We start from the raw sequence: 19,193 nt of genomic DNA, 5'->3' as shown, positions 1-19,193 counted from the left end.
GAAATACAGATGAGTACGCAAAAAACAGCACCAGCACCCGAAAGCAAAGGCGGTATCGTTCTGATGACGATCGCCGTTCTTATCGCTTTGAGCGGAGTGTTTGCTTTTGCTCTGTTAGCCGAACAACCGACAGCTGTTCGTGCCGGCATTTTAGTCGGCTGTCTGGCTGTGGGTGTCGTTATTGGATGGTTCAGTGCTCCCGGAAAAGAGTTTGCTGCGTATTGCCGCGCCTCTTATGAAGAGCTGAGAAGAGTTGTTTGGCCGACCAGAAAAGAGACAATCAATACGACAGGGCTCGTTTGTGCCTTTGTCGTTGTCGTAGCTTTTTTCCTTTTCGTGGTTGACAAGCTGATTGAATTCCTCCTTTACGATGTACTTCTTTCCTTAATCTAACGAGGCAAGTTATGGCAGACGACATGAAGTGGTACGTTATTCACACTTACTCCGGAATGGAGAAAAGTGCTGAATCCGCACTGAGGGAGCGCATTAAGCGCGCCGGCCTTGAAGATTCTTTCGGAGAAATTCTTCTGCCGACTGAAGATGTCGCTGAAGTCCGCAACGGTAAAAAGCGTGTTTCCACACGTCGCATGTACTCCGGCTATATTTTCGTCAACATGATCATGAATGACGAAACATGGCATCTGGTTAAGAATACACCGCGCATCACCGGCTTTTTAGGCGGCAGCGCGAACAGGCCTTCTCCCTTGCCTACTCGTGAAATCGATGTAATCAAGAAGAAGATGGCAGACGGAAATGAAGCTCCGAGACCGAGAGTTGAATTCGAGGTTGGTGAGTCTGTCCGTATTAAGAACGGTCCGTTTACAGAATTTAAAGGAATTATTGAGGACGTTAACTACGATAAGAACCGACTTCGTGTTAAAGTTCTCATCTTTGGTCGTGAGACCCCCGTTGAATTAGCGTTCAACGAAGTAGAAAAAGGTTAATTCTCCTGATCGTTAAGAGTCCGACGATTAGGTTTTTACAGTGGACTTAATTTTTACCTCGGGGAGCTTTTAAAAGCGATTACCCGTAAGGAAAGCAAATGGCAAAGAAAATCGTAGGCTTTATTAAGCTTCAGGTTCCTGCCGGCAAAGCGAATCCTTCGCCTCCTATCGGACCGGCGTTGGGCCAGCGCGGCTTGAACATTATGGAATTCTGCAAAGCGTTCAACGCTAAGACACAGGGTGTTGAACCTGGTCTGCCGATTCCTGTTGTGATCACAGCGTACGCCGATAAGAGCTTCACATTCATCATGAAGACTCCCCCGGCTACTATTCTGATTAAGAAAGCCGCGAAGATTCAGAAGGGTTCTGCACGTCCTCATACTGACAAAGTCGGTAAGATCACACGTGCTCAGGCTGAAGAGATCGCCAAGACAAAGATGCCTGACCTCACAGCAGCCGATATGGACGCCGCCGTTCGCACGATCGCCGGAAGCGCTCGTTCGATGGGTATTACCGTTGAAGGAGTTAAGTAATGGCTATCAGCAAACGTGAAAAAGAAAACAAGAGCAAAGTCGAGGCTCAGAAGTTCTACAGCCTCAACGAAGCGATTGAACTCGTGAAGGCTCTCGCCAACGCTAAGTTTGACGAATCCGTTGACGTTGCTGTTCAGCTTGGTATTGATCCTCGCAAGAGCGACCAGGCTGTCCGCGGTGCGATTGTTATGCCTGCCGGTACTGGCAAGACTGTTCGCGTTGCCGTGTTCGCTCAGGGCGCTGCTGCTGAAGCCGCCAAAGAAGCCGGTGCGGATGTTGTTGGTCTGGAAGACCTGGTTCACCAGGTTAAGGCCGGTGAAATCAACTTCGACATCGTTATCGCCGAACCGTCCGCAATGCGTTTTGTCGGTCAGGTTGGTCAGATCCTCGGCCCGCGCGGTTTAATGCCGAACCCGAAGCTTGGTACTGTTACTCCGAACGTTGCTCAGGCTGTTAAGAACGCCAAAGCAGGTCAGGTTCAGTTCCGTGCCGATAAAGCTGGTATCATCCACGCTCCTGTCGGCCGTGCTTCTTTCGAAGCCGACAAGCTTCTTCAGAACGTCAAAGCGCTGGTTGAAGCCCTCAACAAGGCCAAACCCGCTTCTGCAAAGGGTGTCTACCTTCGCAAGATGTCCGTCAGCTCTACAATGGGCCCCGGCGTCAAGATCGACGTTCAGACATTAGGATAATTTGATCGTCTGAATCAGATGATCCGAGGCGAAAGCCTCAAGTAAAGTACTTTGGGTTACGGCCTTCGGGCCGTAGCCGTCAAAGACCGCTGGTGAATGTTACTTCATAATTTCCTTGACTGAGGATCCCAGCGTAGATGGCAACCGAAGAGAGAACAAGCGTTGTGTGCCGTACATCGGCATTTTCCTTGAAACTCTCGGAGTGAGCCGGTTATTAGTAAACCGGTGCTGATAATTCAGCACCTCTGAGTGGAGCAGACCATGAGTCTTAACAGACAAGAAAAGGCTGACATGATCAAAGAGATCGGTGAAATTATCGCCGGTACTCAGGGTCTTGTTATTGCCGAATATCGTGGGCTGACCGTTGATGCAGCTACCAAACTTCGTGCTGAAGCACGTAAGAATGGTGTTGAGTTGCGCGTACTGAAGAATACTTTAGTTCGCCGTGCCGTGAAGGAAACTCCGTTCGAAGGATTGTCCGACCAGTTCGCCGGTCCTTTGATGTATGGTTTTTCCGCCGATCCGGTTGCTGCGGCTAAGGTAATCGCCAAGTTTGCCAAAGACAATCCTGCCTTGGTTATTAAGGGCGGCGCAATGCCGAACAGCGTCCTTGACGTTGCCGGTGTTGAGAAGCTCGCTACAATGCCGAGCAGAGAAGAGTTGCTGGCTAAACTCATGGCTACAATGAACGAACCTGTCGCCAAGTTTGTCCGTACGCTCAACGAAGTTCCGGCGCGTTTCGTCAGAACTCTTGCTGCTGTGCGCGATGCCAAAGATCAGCAGGCTGCTGCCTGATTTAGTTAAATTAGTTTAAATTTTACGTACACAACGTATTGGAGTAACAAAATGGCTTTGTCCAAAGAAGAAATCCTTGACGCAATCGCGTCCATGTCCGTCCTTGAAGTTTCCGAACTCATCAAAATGATGGAAGAAAAGTTCGGTGTTTCCGCTGCCGCTGCTGCTGTTGCTGTTGCCGCCCCCGGTGCTGCCGCTGCTGCTCCTGCTGAAGAAAAATCCGAATTCGACGTCGTTCTGACTGAAATCGGCGCTAACAAAGTCCAGGTTATTAAGGCTGTTCGTGAACTGACCGGCCTCGGCCTGAAGGAAGCCAAAGACCTCGTCGACGGCGCTCCGAAGACTGTTAAGGAAGGCCTTGCCAAGGCTGACGCTGAAGAAGCTAAGAAGAAACTCGAAGCTGCCGGCGCTAAAGTTGACTTGAAGTAATTTTTTAGGTATACTGCAAGGCTCCAAAATTTTTGGAGCCTTGTTTTTTCAATGGAAACTCTGAGTGGATCTACTTAGGTCTAGTCAAAGTCTTCAATGGATGCAGTAAATTTGACAATTTGTGTTATGCCGCGCAAGGGCCTCTCATGAGGCCTAGCGTGGCTATTCGTGTCTAATCTGCAACTATTGGAATTTCTTTTGTTTCTCTTCCGAACGGAGTGTTCATGTCGTACTCGTTCACTGAAAAGAAGCGTATTCGGAAAAGCTTTGCGAAGCGTCCGAGCGTACTTGAGGTGCCTTCCTTACTGGAAACGCAATTGCATTCCTATCACGAATTTCTTCAGACCGGTGTCCCGGCTTCTGAGCGTCGTGACCAGGGTTTACAGGGTGCATTTACTTCCATTTTCCCTATTGTCAGCCACAACGGCTTAGCAAGACTTGAATTTCAAGAGTACATTTTAGACGATCCTGTCTTCGATGTCTCGGAATGTCAGCTCCGCGGTCTGAATTATTGTTCTCGCCTCCGCGCCAAAGTTCGTCTTGTTATTTTAGACAGAGATTCTCCTAAACAGAGCACCGTTAAAGAGATTCGCGAATCCGAAGTATACATGGGCGAGATCCCGCTCATGACCAATAAGGGTTCTTTTATTATCAACGGAACTGAGCGCGTTATTGTATCTCAGCTTCACCGTTCTCCGGGCGTATTTTTTGAGCATGACCGCGGCAAGACCCACAGCTCCGGCAAACTGCTCTTCAGCGCCCGCATTATTCCTTACCGCGGCTCCTGGCTTGACTTTGAGTTTGACGCTAAGGACATTCTGCATTTCCGTATTGACCGCCGTCGCAAGATGCCGGGTACGATCATGCTCAAAGCACTGGGCATGACTCCTGAGAGCATCCTTCAGCAGTTCTACGACTTTGATTCCTACAAGCTCAATGCAGACGGCGCTTCCATGGCGCTTGTCCCGGCGCGCTTCCGCGGTGAGATTGCTGCCTTTGATATTAAAGACAAAGACGGTAAAGTTATTGTCCCGAAAGATAAGCGCATCAACGCTAAGCATGTTCGCGACATGGAAAAGCTTGGTATTACCGAGCTGAATATTCCTGACGAAATTCTTGTCGGTAAAGTCCTCGCTACGAATCTTTATGATGAAGAAAGCGGCGAAATTGTTGCGAACGCCAACGATGAGATCACTGCCGATCTGCTTGTTCGGATGCGTGAGAAGGGTGTTACGGAATTCCAGACGATTTACGTCAATGAACTGAACCGCGGTCCGTATATCTCCGACACGCTGCGTCTGGACGAAACTCCTGATCAGCTTTCCGCTCGTATCGCGATTTACCGCATGATGCGTCCCGGCGAGCCGCCGACAGAAGAAGCGGTTGAAACGCTCTTCCGTCGTCTGTTCTTTGATCCGGAAACTTATGATCTGTCCCGCGTCGGCCGCATGAAGATCAACTCCCGCTTCAAGAGAGGAACCGAGCAGGGTCCGATGACACTTGAACCGGAAGACATCATCGACACGATGAAGGCGATCGTTCAGCTTCGCAACGGTGAAGGCCAGATCGACGATATTGACCATCTGGGCAACCGTCGTGTCCGCTGTGTCGGCGAACTGACAGAAAACCAGTTCCGCTCCGGTCTCGTTCGTGTTGAACGCGCGGTTCGTGAGCGTCTCGGCCAGGCCGAAGCTGACAACCTGATGCCTCATGATCTGATCAACAGCAAGCCGATCAGCGCTGCGATTCGTGAGTTCTTTGGCTCTTCTCAGCTGAGCCAGTTCATGGATCAGACGAACCCGCTGTCTGAAATCACGCACAAGCGTCGTATTTCTGCTCTTGGTCCGGGCGGTCTGACTCGCGAAAGAGCGGGCTTTGAAGTTCGAGACGTTCATCCGACTCATTACGGCCGCGTGTGCCCGATTGAGACTCCTGAAGGTCCGAACATCGGTCTGATCAACTCCCTGGCTCTTTACGCCCGTTTGAACGACTACGGCTTCCTTGAGACTCCGTACCGCAAGGTTATCGACGGTCACGTGACCAATGAGATCGCATATCTTTCCGCGATTGACGAAGGCAATTACATTATTGCTCAGGCGAATGCGGCGATCGATAAGGACGGCAATCTTTCCGACGAACTTGTCAGCTGCCGTGACAAGGGCGAATTTGTGCTGATGACGCCTGATCGAGTTCAGTACATGGACGTCGCGCCTGCGCAGATTGTATCTGTTGCTGCGTCTCTGATTCCGTTCCTTGAACACGACGACGCGAACCGTGCGCTGATGGGCTCCAACATGCAGCGTCAGGGCGTTCCCTGTCTGCGTCCGGAAAAACCGGTTGTCGGTACTGGTATTGAGCGTACTGTTGCGGTTGACTCCGGCACTACGATTCAGGCTGAACGCGGCGGTGTTGTTGACTACGTTGACGCCAACCGTATCGTTGTTCGTGTCAATGATGAGGAAGACATCCCCGGCCGAGTCGGTGTTGATATTTACAACCTGCAGAAGTTCACACGTTCCAACCAGGGCACTAACATCAATCAGCGTCCGATTGTGAACCCCGGCGACCATATCGCCAAGGGTGACGTGATTGCCGACGGCGCTTCTACTGATCTTGGCGAACTTGCCCTTGGTCAGAACATGCTCGTTGCGTTTATGCCTTGGAACGGCTACAACTACGAAGACTCTGTGATGGTGAGCGAGAAGGTCGTTGCTGATGACCGTTATTCTTCCATTCACATTGAAGAGCTCGTTGTTTCAGCTCGTGACACAAAGCTTGGCAGTGAAGAGATCACACGCGATATTTCGAATCTGAGTGAAAACCAGATTAATCGTCTTGACGAGTCCGGCATTGTTTACATCGGTGCTGAAGTCAAGGCCGGTGACGTTCTGGTTGGTAAAGTGACTCCGAAGGGAGAAACTTCTCTTACCCCGGAAGAAAAGCTGCTCCGTGCGATTTTCGGTGAAAAAGCCAGCGACGTTAAGGATACCTCTTTGCGCGTTCCGAGCGGCATGGTTGGTACTGTTATTGACGTTCAGGTCTTCACCCGTGAAGGTATTGAACGCGATAAACGTGCGCAGTCGATTATTGACGAAGCGCTGAAGCGTTACCGTACCAACCTGAATGACCAGCTCCGTATTGTTGAGCGCGACGCATTTGACCGCTTGGCTCGTCAGCTGATCGGTCACGCTGCCAACGGCGGTCCTAACGGCCTTGGCAAGGGTAAGAAGATTACCCAGGAATATCTGGACGGTGTAAACGTTCACCAGTGGTTTGAAATCCGCATGGCTGACGAGAACCTTCAGAAGCAGATCGAAGACGTTCGTATTTCTCTGGAAGACAAGCGCAAAGAATTTGACGCTGCCTTTGAAGAAAAACGCAAGAAGCTGACACAGGGCGATGAACTGCCGACAGGCGTTCAGAAGATGGTTAAGGTTTACCTGGCTGTCAAACGTCGTCTGCAGCCCGGCGATAAGATGGCCGGCCGTCATGGTAACAAGGGTGTCGTATCCCGTATTACTCGTGTGGAAGACATGCCGTTCATGGCTGACGGACGTCCCGTTGACATCGTTCTGAACCCGCTGGGTGTTCCGTCTCGTATGAACATCGGTCAGGTTCTTGAAGTTCATCTCGGCTGGGCCGCTTTCGGTCTGGGCTGGAGAATTGAAGAGATGCTTAAGAAGGAGCGCTCCAAGCAGGTTGCAGAGATTCGCGCCTTCCTGAATCAGATCTACAACAAGAGCCACGGCAAGAAAGAAGACTTTGATTCTCTCACTGATGACGAGATCATTGTTCTTGCCAAGAACCTTAAGAAGGGCGTTCCTTTTGCGACTCCGGTTTTCGACGGAGCCAGCGAGGAAGATATTCATGAGATGCTGAATCTTGCCTTCCCGCCGGAAGCCGCTGAGAAGCTTCATCTCACACCTTCCAAGACACAGGCTCAGCTGTTTGACGGCCGCACCGGCGACGCGTTTGACAGACCTGTGACAGTGGGTGTGATGCATTATCTGAAGCTGCACCACTTAGTTGACGACAAGATGCATGCTCGTTCGACCGGTCCTTACTCTCTGGTCACACAGCAGCCTCTGGGCGGTAAAGCTCAGTTCGGTGGTCAGCGTTTTGGTGAAATGGAAGTCTGGGCTCTGGAAGCTTATGGTGCCAGCTATGTACTGCAGGAAATGCTCACGGTTAAGTCTGACGACGTTACCGGCCGTACAAAGCTTTATGAAAATATTGTCAAGGGCGATCACGTGATCGATGCGGGTATGCCGGAGTCCTTCAACGTTCTGGTTAAGGAAATCCGTTCTCTCGGTATTGACATCGACCTCGACCGCAATAAGGAACCTGCTAAAAAATGATGAATTCTCCTTTTAATCTTTTAAAGAAGAACAGCGAAGATGAGCCTTTTGACGCAATCAAGATCGGTATTGCCTCTCCTGAGAAAATCCGATCTTGGTCATACGGCGAAGTAAAGAAACCGGAAACGATTAACTATCGTACGTTCAAGCCTGAGCGTGACGGTCTTTTCTGCGCCAAGATCTTCGGACCGGTTAAGGATTATGAATGTCTTTGCGGCAAATACAAACGTCTGAAACATCAGGGCGTTGTCTGCGAGAAGTGCGGTGTTGAAGTCACACTCTCCAAAGTTCGCCGTGAAAGAATGGGACACATTGAGCTTGCCAGCCCGGTCGCTCACATTTGGTTCCTCAAGAGCCTTCCCTCCAGAATGGGTATGGTTCTTGACATCCCGCTCCGTGACATTGAGCGTGTTCTGTATTTTGAAGCCTACATCGTTGTCGACCCCGGCATGACAGAGCTTCGCCGCGGTCAGCTGATGACTGAGGACGATTACTTTGCCAAGACAGAGGAATACGGCGACGAATTCAAGGCGATGATGGGCGCAGAAGCGATTCGTGAGCTTCTCGCATCCATCGATATTGATCAGGAAGTTAACGACCTGAGAACCGAGCTCAAGGAAACAACGAGTGACGCCAAAGTTAAGAAGATTGCCAAGCGTCTGAAAGTTCTTGAGGGCTTCCAGCGCTCCGGCATTAAACCGGAATGGATGGTTATGGAAGTTCTTCCTGTCCTTCCGCCGGATCTTCGTCCGTTGGTTCCGCTTGACGGCGGCCGCTTTGCGACCAGTGACCTGAACGATCTGTATCGCCGCGTCATTAACCGCAACAACCGTCTGAAACGTCTTCTTGAGCTGAAAGCTCCGGACATCATTGTCCGCAATGAAAAGCGCATGCTTCAGGAAGCGGTTGACTCGCTGCTTGACAACGGCCGCCGCGGCAAAGCCATGACCGGTCCGTCGAAGCGTCCTCTGAAGTCCCTTGCTGACATGATCAAGGGTAAGGGCGGTCGCTTCCGTCAGAACCTGCTCGGTAAGCGTGTTGACTACTCCGGTCGTTCTGTTATTACAGTAGGCCCGTACCTCAAGCTTCATCAGTGCGGTCTGCCGAAGCTGATGGCTCTTGAGCTGTTCAAGCCGTTTATTTTCAACAAGCTTGAGCTTCGCGGTCTTGCGACAACCATTAAGGCTGCCAAGAAGATGGTCGAGAACCAGGAACCGGTTGTTTGGGACATCCTGGAAGAAGTGATTTACGAGCATCCGGTCATGCTGAACCGCGCTCCGACACTTCACAGACTCGGTATTCAGGCGTTTGAACCGCTTCTGATTGAAGGCAAAGCGATTCAGCTCCATCCGCTCGTCTGCGCGGCGTTCAACGCCGACTTCGACGGCGACCAGATGGCTGTTCACGTACCGCTTTCTCTGGAAGCCCAGCTTGAAGCCCGTTCTCTGATGCTTGCCTCGAACAACGTTCTGTTCCCGGCGAACGGCGATCCTTCGATCGTTCCGTCTCAGGACATCGTGCTTGGTCTGTACTACTCCACCCGTGAACGTATCAATGGCAAGGGCGAGGGTATGTTCTTTGCCGACATCGGCGAAGTTGAACGCGCGATTGCCAACAAAGCGATCGAGCTTCAGACTCGCTGCACGGTTCGTGTGAATGAGTTTGACGTCGACAAAGAGACCGGTGAGAAGACACCGCGCATGGTTCGTTACGAAACAACAGCCGGCCGTGCGCTTCTTTCGGAAATTCTTCCTCCGGGACTTCCATTCAGCGTTCTGAACAAGACACTGAAGAAGAAAGAGATTGCCAAGCTGATCAATATGGCTTTCCGCCGCTGCGGCCTGCGCGAAACGGTTATTTTCGCCGACAAGCTGATGCAGCGCGGTTATCACCTTGCTACCATCGGCGGTCTTTCCATCGCTATTGACGACATGATTGTTCCTGAAGCGAAGGAAAAGATTGTGCATGAAGCCGAGCAGGAAGTTAAAGAGATCGATGCTCAGTACACTTCCGGTTTGGTGACTGCCGGTGAACGCTACAACAAGGTGGTTGATATTTGGGGCCGCACAAGTGATAAGGTCGGTAAGGTGATGATGGAAGAAATTTCCAAGGAGCCTGTTATCGATCGTCATGGCAACAAAGTTGAGCAGGAATCGTTCAACTCCATTTACATGATGGCTGACTCCGGTGCCCGAGGCTCCGCTGCGCAGATTCGTCAGCTTGCCGGTATGCGCGGCCTGATGGCCAAGCCGGACGGCTCCATTATTGAAACGCCTATTACCGCGAACTTCCGTGAAGGCTTGAACGTTCTGCAGTACTTCGTGTCTACCCACGGAGCACGTAAAGGTCTGGCCGATACGGCTCTGAAGACAGCGAACTCCGGTTACCTGACTCGTCGTCTGGTTGACGTGACACAGGATCTGGTGGTCACAGAAGACGACTGCGGCACACACCGCGGTGTTCTGATGAAGGCTCTGGTTGAAGGCGGCGACGTTGCTGAAGCTCTGGGCGATCGTGTTCTTGGCCGTGTTACAGCTGAAGACGTTCTCGATCCGGATACTCATGAAGTCATTTTTGAAGCCGGCCATCTGATCAATGAAGACGATGTCGAACAGATCACGAAGCTCGGTATTGATGAAATGATGGTTCGCACCCCGCTTACCTGTGAAACCCGTTACGGTCTGTGCGCGAAGTGCTACGGACGTGATCTCGGCAGAGGTACACTGGTTAACGCCGGTGAAGCAGTCGGTGTTATCGCTGCTCAGTCCATTGGTGAGCCGGGTACTCAGCTGACAATGCGTACATTCCACATCGGTGGTGCTGCGAGCCGAAACGCTGTTGCGAGCAACGTCGTGACGAAGTCTGCCGGTACAGTCCGCTTCACAAGCGCGATGCGTTATGTGACGGGTGAGAAGGGCAACAAGGTTGTTATTTCCCGCTCCGGCGAAATCGTTATCGAAGGTCAGAATGGCCGTGAACGTGAACGCCATAAGATTCCTTACGGCGCGAACCTGCTCGCCAATGACGGACAAGAAGTTCAGGTCGGTGTTGAGCTTGCCAACTGGGATCCGATGACTCGTCCGATCGTTACCGAATACGCCGGCCGTGTCCGCTTTGCCAACGCGATTGACAACGTCACAGTTAAGAGCCAGATCGATGAAGTGACGGGCTTGAGCTCTCTTGTCGTTATCGACGGCAAGCACTCTGCCTCGAGCAAGATCGGTCGTCCGATGATTCAGCTTCTTGATGACGAAGGCGAACTCGTTAAGATTCCGGGAACAGAGCATCCGGTGAGCATTCAGCTTCCGGTTGGTGCCCTGATCACGGTTCATGACGGTGACCACGCGAGCGTTGGTGACGTTCTGGCGAGAATTCCGACAGAAAGTCAGAAGACTCGAGACATTACCGGCGGTCTGCCGCGTGTTGCCGAGCTCTTCGAAGCACGTTCTCCGAAGGATGCCGGCGTACTTGCCGAAGCCAGCGGTACTGTTACATTCGGTAAAGAAACCAAAGGTAAACAGCGTCTGATTATTACGGATACGGAAGGCGCCGAACATGAATTCCTGATTCCGAAGGACAAGACAATTCTGGTCCATGACGGTCAGGTGGTTCATAAAGGCGAGGTCATTGTTGACGGTCCGGCCGATCCGCATGACATTCTGCGTCTGAACGGTATTGAGGCTCTGGCCCGCTACGTTGTTGACGAAGTCCAGGCGGTGTATCGTCTGCAGGGCGTGAAGATCAGCGACAAGCACATTGAAGTGATTGTTCGTCAGATGCTTCGCCGTGTTGTGATTACCGATCCGGGCGACACAAGATTCATCAACGGAGAGCAGGTTGAACGCAGCGAAATGCTGGATGAAAACGAAAAAGTTTTGGCCGAAGGCAAACGTCCGGCGCTCTACGACAACATTCTGCTCGGTATTACCAAGGCGAGTTTGTCGACAGACTCCTTCATTTCTGCGGCGTCCTTCCAGGAAACCACACGTGTTCTTACCGAAGCAGCCATCATGGGCAAACGTGATGAGCTTCGCGGCCTGAAGGAAAACGTGATTGTGGGTCGTCTGATTCCTGCCGGTACAGGTCTGGCCTATCACAGAGCCCGTCGCGATCCGGACGCGTTTAAGTACGACAATGAGATCATGACTGACACTGCTTATGTCGGAAATGAGAATCTTGTCGGAGACGCGGTCAAATCCGCAGCGGACGACGTGATTATTCCCAGCAAGTAAACTGAGAAGCACTCGTTAAAAGCCAAGAAGGGCGGCCGAAAGGCCGCCCTTTTTCCTTTGTAGGAAGTTGCAGGAAACACAATTGCTAACTACTTAATCGAACAAGAAAAATTTGACAAAAGATTAGATTTGAGCAATAATGCGGAACTTTTCGGAAATCCGCTCGGATTTCTGCGCTCTTTGAAAGCTCCCTAGAGAGCTCCTCCGCTGCGCAGAGTCCGCGCCAATCTCCCTAAAGTATTTTTGTTAAACCCCACTCGTCAAGAGTGGTTTTCTAATCGTTTCGGATACGGACTTTATGCCGACCATTAACCAATTAGTGCGTAAGCCTCGCGAGAGAGCTATTGAAAAGAGCAAGAGCCCCGCGCTCAAGAACTGCCCCCAGAAACGCGGTGTTTGCACCCGTGTTTACACTACAACTCCGAAGAAACCGAACTCGGCTCTTCGTAAAGTTGCCAAAGTACGTCTTACCAACGGATTTGAAGTCATTTCCTACATTGGAGGTGAAGGTCACAATCTGCAGGAGCACAGCGTCGTGTTGATTCGCGGCGGTCGTGTTAAAGACTTGCCGGGCGTTCGCTACCACGTTGTTCGTGGTTCTCTTGATACCCAGGGTGTCAAGGATCGTAAGCAGTCTCGCTCTAAGTATGGCGCAAAGCGCCCCAAACAGGCTTAATACCGGCCCGCACCCGGTGACGGTCTCTTTTTATGACCGAGTAAGTCGCGGTTCACTTATTGACCCGCATTTTTAATTTATTTGACTGAAGACAGAATTGAGGTAAAAAATGCCCCGTCGTCGCGAAGTACCTAAACGTGAAGTACTCCCGGATCCTAAGTTTGGTTCCGTGGAAATCACAAAGTTTGTCAACATGATCATGCTTGACGGCAAGAAAGCCGTCGCAGAACGCATCGTGTATGGCGCTTTGGAAGAAATCCAGACTAAGTCTGGTAAAGATCCTATCGAAGTGTTTACGAACGCTTTGAACAATGTTCGTCCGCTGGTTGAAGTTAAGTCCCGCCGTGTTGGCGGTGCCAATTACCAGGTTCCGGTCGAAGTTCGCCCTGTTCGCCGTATGGCTCTGGCCATGCGCTGGCTGCGTGAAGCCGCCAAGGGCAGAAGTGAAAAATCCATGCCGCTCCGTCTCGCCGGAGAATTACTTGACGCCTCCGAAGGCCGCGGCGGTGCTATGAAGAAACGTGAAGAAGTCCATCGTATGGCTGAAGCCAACAAGGCCTTCTCTCATTTCCGCTTTAACTAATTTCTTAAACAATTGGGAGAGGTGTCAGCCTCTCTCGTTAATATAGGATAAAAAACATGGCTCGCAAAACTCCGATTGAGCGTTATCGCAACATCGGCATTTCCGCGCACATTGACGCGGGTAAAACAACCACCACGGAACGCATTCTGTTCTACACCGGTGTCAATCACAAGATTGGCGAGGTGCATGATGGCGCTGCGACCATGGACTGGATGGAACAGGAGCAGGAGCGCGGTATTACTATTACCTCCGCTGCTACGACTGCCTTCTGGCGCGGCATGGACATGAATCATCCCGAACATCGTATCAACATTATTGATACCCCGGGACACGTTGACTTTACAGTTGAAGTTGAACGCTCTATGCGTGTTCTTGACGGCGCCTGCATGGTTTACTGTGCGGTCGGCGGTGTTCAACCGCAGTCTGAAACTGTTTGGCGTCAGGCCAACAAGTACGGTGTTCCCCGTCTTGCTTTCGTAAACAAGATGGACCGTACCGGCGCTAACTTCTACAAGGTCTATGACCAGATGAAGTCCCGCCTGAAGGCCAACCCTGTGCCTATCGTTATTCCTATCGGCGCTGAAGATACATTTAAAGGCGTTATTGACCTGGCCAAGATGAAAGCGATCATCTGGGACGAAGCTTCCCAGGGTATGAAGTTCGCATTTGAAGACATTCCTGCTGAACTTCAGGCTGATGCTGAAAAATGGCGCAGCAACATGGTTGAAGCTGCTGCTGAAGCCAATGAAGAGCTGATGGACAAGTACCTTGAAGAAGGCGACCTGTCTGAAGCCGACATTACTAAAGGTCTGCGTCTGCGTACCATCGCCGGTGAAATCCAGCCGATGCTCTGTGGTACCGCGTTTAAGAATAAAGGCGTTCAGCGCATGCTTGACGCCGTGATCGAACTCCTTCCGAGCCCGGTTGACATTCCTCCGGTCGAAGGCGTTGATCCGGATGACGACTCTGTTGTTTCCCGTAAGGCTGATGACAAAGAGCCGTTCTCTGCTCTCGCATTCAAGATCATGACTGACCCGTTCGTTGGTCAGCTGACCTTCCTTCGCGTTTACTCCGGCGTTGTTAACTCCGGCGACACCGTTCTGAACTCTGTTAAGGGCAAGAAAGAACGTATTGGTCGTCTGCTGCAGATGCACGCCAACGAACGTAAAGAAATTAAAGAAGTTCTCGCCGGCGACATCGCTGCTGCAGTTGGTCTGAAAGAAGTTACAACAGGCGACACACTGTGCGATATCGCTAACCCGATCATCCTTGAAAAGATGGAGTTCCCGGAACCTGTTATTTCTCAGGCTGTTGAACCCAAGACCAAGGCTGACCAGGAGAAGATGGGCATTGCGCTTAACCGCCTTGCTCAGGAAGACCCGTCCTTCCGCGTTCGCACTGATGAAGAAAGCGGTCAGACGATTATTTCCGGTATGGGCGAACTTCACCTCGACATTCTCGTTGACCGTATGCGCCGCGAGTTCAATGTTGAAGCCACAGTCGGCAAACCTCAGGTTGCCTATCGTGAAACCATTCGTTCTACAGTTGAAAACGCAGAAGCCAAGTTTGTTAAGCAGTCCGGCGGCCGCGGCCAGTATGGTCACGTTGTTCTGAAGCTTGAGCCGAATCCCGGCAAAGGCTATGAATTCGTCGACGCGATTAAGGGCGGTGTGGTTCCTCGCGAATACATCCCTGCAGTTCAGAAGGGTATTGAAGACACCATGAAGTCCGGTGTTCTTGCCGGATACCCGGTTGTTGACGTTAAAGCCACACTTCATTTCGGTTCTTACCACGAAGTGGACTCTAACGAAAACGCCTTCAAGATGGCCGGTTCTATGGCTTTCAAAGAAGGTATGCGCAATGCCAACCCGGTCCTTCTTGAGCCGATCATGGCTGTTGAAGTTGAAACTCCGGAAGAGAAGATGGGCGACGTTATGGGCGACCTTTCTTCCCGCCGCGGTGTTATTCAGGGTATGGACGATCTGCCCGGCGGAGGCAAAGCTGTTAAGGCTGAAGTTCCGCTGTCCGAGATGTTCGGCTATGCTACACAGCTGCGTTCTCTGACACAGGGCCGCGCCTCCTACACAATGGAATTCAAACATTATGCTGAAGCTCCGAAGAACGTTGCGGAAGCAGTGATTGAAGCTAAGGCAAAGTAATTTTTTAACGCTATTTAAACTTTCTAAGGAATCTTAAAAAATGGCAAAAGGTAAGTACGAGCGTACAAAGCCCCACGTGAACGTGGGTACCATCGGTCACGTTGACCATGGCAAAACAACTCTGACGGCTGCTATCACAACCGTTCTTTCCAACAAGTTCGGCGGCGAAGCCAAAGCCTACGATCAGATTGACGCTGCTCCTGAAGAAAAAGCACGCGGCATCACGATCAACACCGCTCACGTTGAATACGAAACTGAAAAGCGTCACTACGCTCACGTTGACTGCCCGGGACACGCTGACTACGTTAAGAACATGATTACCGGTGCTGCCCAGATGGACGGCGCTATTCTGGTTGTTTCCGCTTCTGACGGCCCGATGCCGCAGACTCGTGAACACATTCTTCTTGCTCGTCAGGTTGGTGTTCCCTACATCATCGTTTACCTCAACAAGTGCGACCTCGTCGAAGACGAAGAACTGCTTGAACTGGTTGAAATGGAAGTTCGCGAACTTCTGAGCAACTACGACTTCCCGGGCGATGACATTCCTATCATCAAGGGTTCTGCCCGTATGGCTCTCGAAGGCGACAAAGGCCCGATGGGTGAAGAATCCATCCTGAAGCTTGCCGACACACTCGACTCTTACATTCCGACACCGGAACGCGCTATTGATCAGCCGTTCCTTATGCCGGTTGAAGACGTGTTCTCGATTTCCGGCCGCGGTACAGTTGTGACCGGCCGTGTCGAACGCGGTGTCATCAAAGTTGGTGATGAAGTTGAAATCGTCGGTATTCGTCCGACACAGAAGACCACCTGCACAGGCGTTGAAATGTTCCGCAAACTGCTGGATCAGGGCGAAGCCGGTGACAACGTTGGTATTCTTCTTCGCGGTACAAAGCGTGAAGACGTTGAACGCGGCCAGGTTCTTGCTAAACCGGGCACCATCACACCGCACACAGAATTCCAGGCAGAAGTTTACGTTCTGACCAAGGAAGAAGGCGGTCGTCACACACCGTTCTTCAAAGGCTATCGTCCGCAGTTCTACTTCCGTACAACTGACGTTACCGGCACAATTCAGCTGCCTGAAGGCGTTGAAATGGTTATGCCCGGCGACAACATCCGTATGGACGTTACACTGATCGCCCCGATCGCTATGGAAGAAGGTCTTCGCTTCGCTATCCGTGAAGGCGGCCACACTGTCGGTGCCGGCGTTGTTTCTAAGATCGAAGCCTAATTAACACAAACTTGAATCGCGGGCCGAAGACGGCTTCGGCCCCTTGTTCTTTAAAGGATTAAAATGCAAAGCCAACGTATTCGTATTCGCCTCAAGGCATTTGATTACAAACTGATCGATCAGTCTGCTCTTGAGATCGTCGACACTGCCAAGAGAACCGGTGCTATCGTAAGAGGCCCGATTCCCCTGCCGACACGCATTCAGCGTTTCGACATTCTGCGCAGCCCGCACGTCAACAAGACCAGCCGTGACCAGCTTGAAATCAGGACTCATCAGAGACTGATGGACATCATCGACCCGACTGACAAGACAGTCGACGCTCTGATGAAGCTTGACCTGCCGGCAGGCGTGGACGTTGAAATCAAGGTCCAGTAATCGGTTGACTTATTAAGCGAAACCTCCGTAGATTTAGTTCTGCGGAGGTTTTTCTCTCGTCTATTGTTTCGTGTCTTTAAAGACGACCGGGCCGCTTTGAGGGATGATTGCCGTTTTAAGCGCTGGGTCAGTGACGCGGACTAGAGATTCAGCACTCTTGGTGATGGCTGCCTTTTTCACCGATTCATCGACGAGCACCGCCGGAAGATCGGGATGCTCCTGAAGGAACTTGACTGCTCCGTCCCACCCCATTACGAACAAGGCGGTGCAAAGCGCATCGGCCTGAGCGGAGTTTTTATCAATGATTGTGACCGAAGAGAGTGTCGCCGGGACCGGTTTTCCTGTTTTCGGGTCGAGGATATGGCTGTACTTCACGCCGTTTTCAACAAAGAATTTCTCGTAGTCGCCGGAGGTCACAATTGAGGTGTCATCAAGCGGCGCGACAGCAAAGAAATTTCCTCTTTCTTTATCCGGGCTCTGCAGGCCTACGTTCCAGGGTTTATTTTCGGCATTGGTTCCGCATCCGATGACATTTCCTCCGAAACTGAGCAGGGCGTCTCTGCATCCGTGGTCCTTGAGAGTTTTCATAACCTTATCGGCAATAAAACCTTTTCCGATGGCTCCGACGGAAATTTGCTGCTGCTTTCCTATTTTTGCGTAGAACTTGCCATTTTCCTGTTTTAATCCGATTTTTTCGTAGCCGACAGCTTTAAGCGCTTTTTCAAGGCTTTGGTTTTTCGGGATATGATGATCGGGCTGATCAACGCTCCAAAGTTTAATAACTGTTCCGATAGTCGGATCGAAAGTGCCGTGGGTTTCTTTAGAGATGATTTTAGAAGCTGAGAGGACTTCGAAGGTATCACGGGAGATTTCAACCCAATGGCCGGCGTTGCTGCCGAGTCGGGAAATATCGCTGTCCTCGTCGTAGGCAGAAAGCAGATGTTCGAGGCGGCGTGTTTCGTCGTTCATCAGGCGATAGCAAGCAGAAGCTTCTTCTTTTGTTTTTGTTTTGAACTGTCCGGTGACAATGGTGCCGACCGCAAAGGTTTCGGTAAAGAAGACTTCAGCAGATGCAGCGGCAGTGCAAGTAAGTGCAAAAGCCGATGCCGCACAGAAAATCAATTTTCTAAACATATTCGTCAAAAAACTCTGAAAGCAGAGTTAAATAAAAAGTCAAACCTAAAGCAACGAATTCTTACATATTAATTGCGGACATAGATTTTAGTCGAATATTGCGCAGGGGAAGGCGGTTAGAGATTGTTTTGAGTAGCGAAAACGGCCTAATGCGCATGCAGGAGGGACAAATTGCGGTGGGGAAAGGCAGCAGAAGCGGGAAGAAAATTTGCAAACAACAGAAATGAAATATTTTGAGGCAAATTAACAATTGATAACTCACGGTTTTTAGAAGGAATATTTGCAAAAAGGATTTTTTCGTTGTAGAATCGCCTTCTTTTCGTGATCACCTAATGTCTTTTAAGGTGATTTTTTCTAAACTAGTCCCGGCCAATCGCAGCTGGGGTGGAGATAATAATGAGTGAGAAGCTCGGCCTCGTCGGTCGTAAGATCGGCATGACGCGCATCTTTACCGAGGATGGTGTGTCTATTCCGGTAACAGTGCTCGATGTGTCGAACAACCGCATTACACAGGTAAAAACGGTTGAGACTGACGGCTACAATGCAGTGCAAGTCGCCTACGGCTCCAAGAAGCCGTCGCGTGTGAGCAACCCTCTGAAAGGCCAGTTTGAAAAAGCTGGTGTTGAAGCAGGTTCCGTGCTCAAAGAATTCCATGTTGAAGAAGATAAGATTGGCGAAATGAAAGTTGGCCAGACTCTTCCGATTTCCATGTTTACTGAAGGTCAGAAAGTTGACGTTACAGGAACAACAATCGGTAAGGGATTTGCCGGCGCTATCAAACGTCATCACTTCTCATCCAATCGTGCCAGCCACGGTAACTCCGTGTCTACAAACGCTCCCGGTTCTATCGGTAACCGTCAGGACCCGGGCCGCGTATTCCCAGGCAAGCGCATGGCAGGTCATTTAGGTGACGTGCAGCGCACAACTCAGAATTTAGTTATCGCCCGTGTTGATGCTGATCGTCAGCTCATCATGGTTCGCGGTGCCGTTCCCGGTGCCAGCGAAGGCGAAATTGTTATCCGTCCGGCCGTGAAGGCCAAAGCCTAAGGAGCGAT

Annotated in this window: 15 protein-coding genes; 14 read left to right on the top strand and 1 reads right to left on the bottom strand. The window is 51.0% G+C overall.

Features of this window, described 5'->3' with window-relative positions:
* Positions 1-9: 9 nt before the first annotated feature.
* The 13 genes from secE to rpsJ all read left to right on the top strand — a co-directional run bounded on the left by secE (position 10) and on the right by rpsJ (position 17,004).
* Positions 10-393, top strand: coding sequence for a preprotein translocase subunit SecE (secE, locus tag AC6I1F_RS11650; protein ID WP_251570509.1), 384 nt, complete (start codon positions 10-12; stop codon positions 391-393).
* 23 nt (positions 394-416) lie between these two features.
* On the top strand, positions 417-944 hold the full coding sequence (nusG, locus tag AC6I1F_RS11645; protein WP_370455743.1) for a transcription termination/antitermination protein NusG: 528 nt from the start codon (positions 417-419) through the stop codon (positions 942-944).
* A gap of 98 nt (positions 945-1,042) precedes the next feature.
* Positions 1,043-1,477: a 50S ribosomal protein L11 gene (gene rplK, locus AC6I1F_RS11640; RefSeq protein WP_066594862.1), complete on the top strand. Its 435-nt coding sequence runs from the start codon at positions 1,043-1,045 to the stop codon at positions 1,475-1,477.
* On the top strand, positions 1,477-2,166 hold the full coding sequence (rplA, locus tag AC6I1F_RS11635; RefSeq protein WP_160335489.1) for a 50S ribosomal protein L1: 690 nt from the start codon (positions 1,477-1,479) through the stop codon (positions 2,164-2,166). The genes rplK and rplA overlap by 1 nt, the downstream gene beginning before the upstream one ends.
* 261 nt (positions 2,167-2,427) lie before the next feature.
* The gene (rplJ, locus tag AC6I1F_RS11630; protein ID WP_160335490.1) at positions 2,428-2,961 is read left to right on the top strand and encodes a 50S ribosomal protein L10; all 534 of its coding nucleotides are present in this window, start codon (positions 2,428-2,430) and stop codon (positions 2,959-2,961) included.
* Positions 2,962-3,012: 51 nt separating this feature from the next.
* Positions 3,013-3,390 carry a 50S ribosomal protein L7/L12 gene (gene rplL / locus AC6I1F_RS11625; protein WP_251570507.1) on the top strand — a complete coding sequence of 126 codons (378 nt, stop codon included), beginning with the start codon at positions 3,013-3,015 and terminating at the stop codon, positions 3,388-3,390.
* 224 nt (positions 3,391-3,614) lie between these two features.
* Positions 3,615-7,748 (top strand): DNA-directed RNA polymerase subunit beta, encoded by a 4,134-nt coding sequence (gene rpoB, locus AC6I1F_RS11620; RefSeq protein ID WP_251570505.1) that lies wholly within the window; start codon positions 3,615-3,617, stop codon positions 7,746-7,748.
* The gene (gene rpoC / locus AC6I1F_RS11615) at positions 7,748-11,980 is read left to right on the top strand and encodes a DNA-directed RNA polymerase subunit beta' (protein ID WP_251570511.1); all 4,233 of its coding nucleotides are present in this window, start codon (positions 7,748-7,750) and stop codon (positions 11,978-11,980) included. Before rpoB ends, rpoC begins: the two co-directional genes overlap by 1 nt.
* Before the next feature lie 298 nt (positions 11,981-12,278).
* On the top strand, positions 12,279-12,656 hold the full coding sequence (gene rpsL, locus AC6I1F_RS11610) for a 30S ribosomal protein S12 (RefSeq protein WP_160335493.1): 378 nt from the start codon (positions 12,279-12,281) through the stop codon (positions 12,654-12,656).
* Between the two features lie 109 nt (positions 12,657-12,765).
* Complete coding sequence (rpsG, locus tag AC6I1F_RS11605) at positions 12,766-13,239, top strand: 30S ribosomal protein S7 (protein ID WP_160335494.1); 474 nt, start codon at positions 12,766-12,768, stop codon at positions 13,237-13,239.
* Positions 13,240-13,295: 56 nt separating this feature from the next.
* Complete coding sequence (gene fusA / locus AC6I1F_RS11600) at positions 13,296-15,398, top strand: elongation factor G (RefSeq protein WP_160335495.1); 2,103 nt, start codon at positions 13,296-13,298, stop codon at positions 15,396-15,398.
* Between the two features lie 40 nt (positions 15,399-15,438).
* A complete protein-coding gene (gene tuf, locus AC6I1F_RS11595; RefSeq protein WP_160335496.1) occupies positions 15,439-16,629 on the top strand; it encodes an elongation factor Tu in 1,191 nt (396 codons plus the stop codon).
* 63 nt (positions 16,630-16,692) lie between these two features.
* On the top strand, positions 16,693-17,004 hold the full coding sequence (gene rpsJ / locus AC6I1F_RS11590; protein ID WP_160335497.1) for a 30S ribosomal protein S10: 312 nt from the start codon (positions 16,693-16,695) through the stop codon (positions 17,002-17,004).
* A 60-nt stretch (positions 17,005-17,064) separates the two neighbouring features.
* Here the strand turns inward: rpsJ and AC6I1F_RS11585 are convergent, their stop codons facing one another.
* Positions 17,065-18,138 (bottom strand): FAD:protein FMN transferase, encoded by a 1,074-nt coding sequence (locus tag AC6I1F_RS11585; RefSeq protein ID WP_160335498.1) that lies wholly within the window; start codon positions 18,136-18,138, stop codon positions 17,065-17,067.
* 396 nt (positions 18,139-18,534) lie between these two features.
* On the opposite strand from AC6I1F_RS11585, the gene rplC reads away from it, so the two are divergent.
* Positions 18,535-19,185: a 50S ribosomal protein L3 gene (rplC, locus tag AC6I1F_RS11580; protein WP_160335499.1), complete on the top strand. Its 651-nt coding sequence runs from the start codon at positions 18,535-18,537 to the stop codon at positions 19,183-19,185.
* Positions 19,186-19,193 lie beyond the last annotated feature (8 nt).

It is taken from the genome of Parasutterella sp. St.1A3 (genome assembly GCF_059728705.1).
The sequence above is the reverse complement of the archived record's forward strand: the minus strand, read 5'-3'. Positions and strand labels throughout refer to the sequence as shown.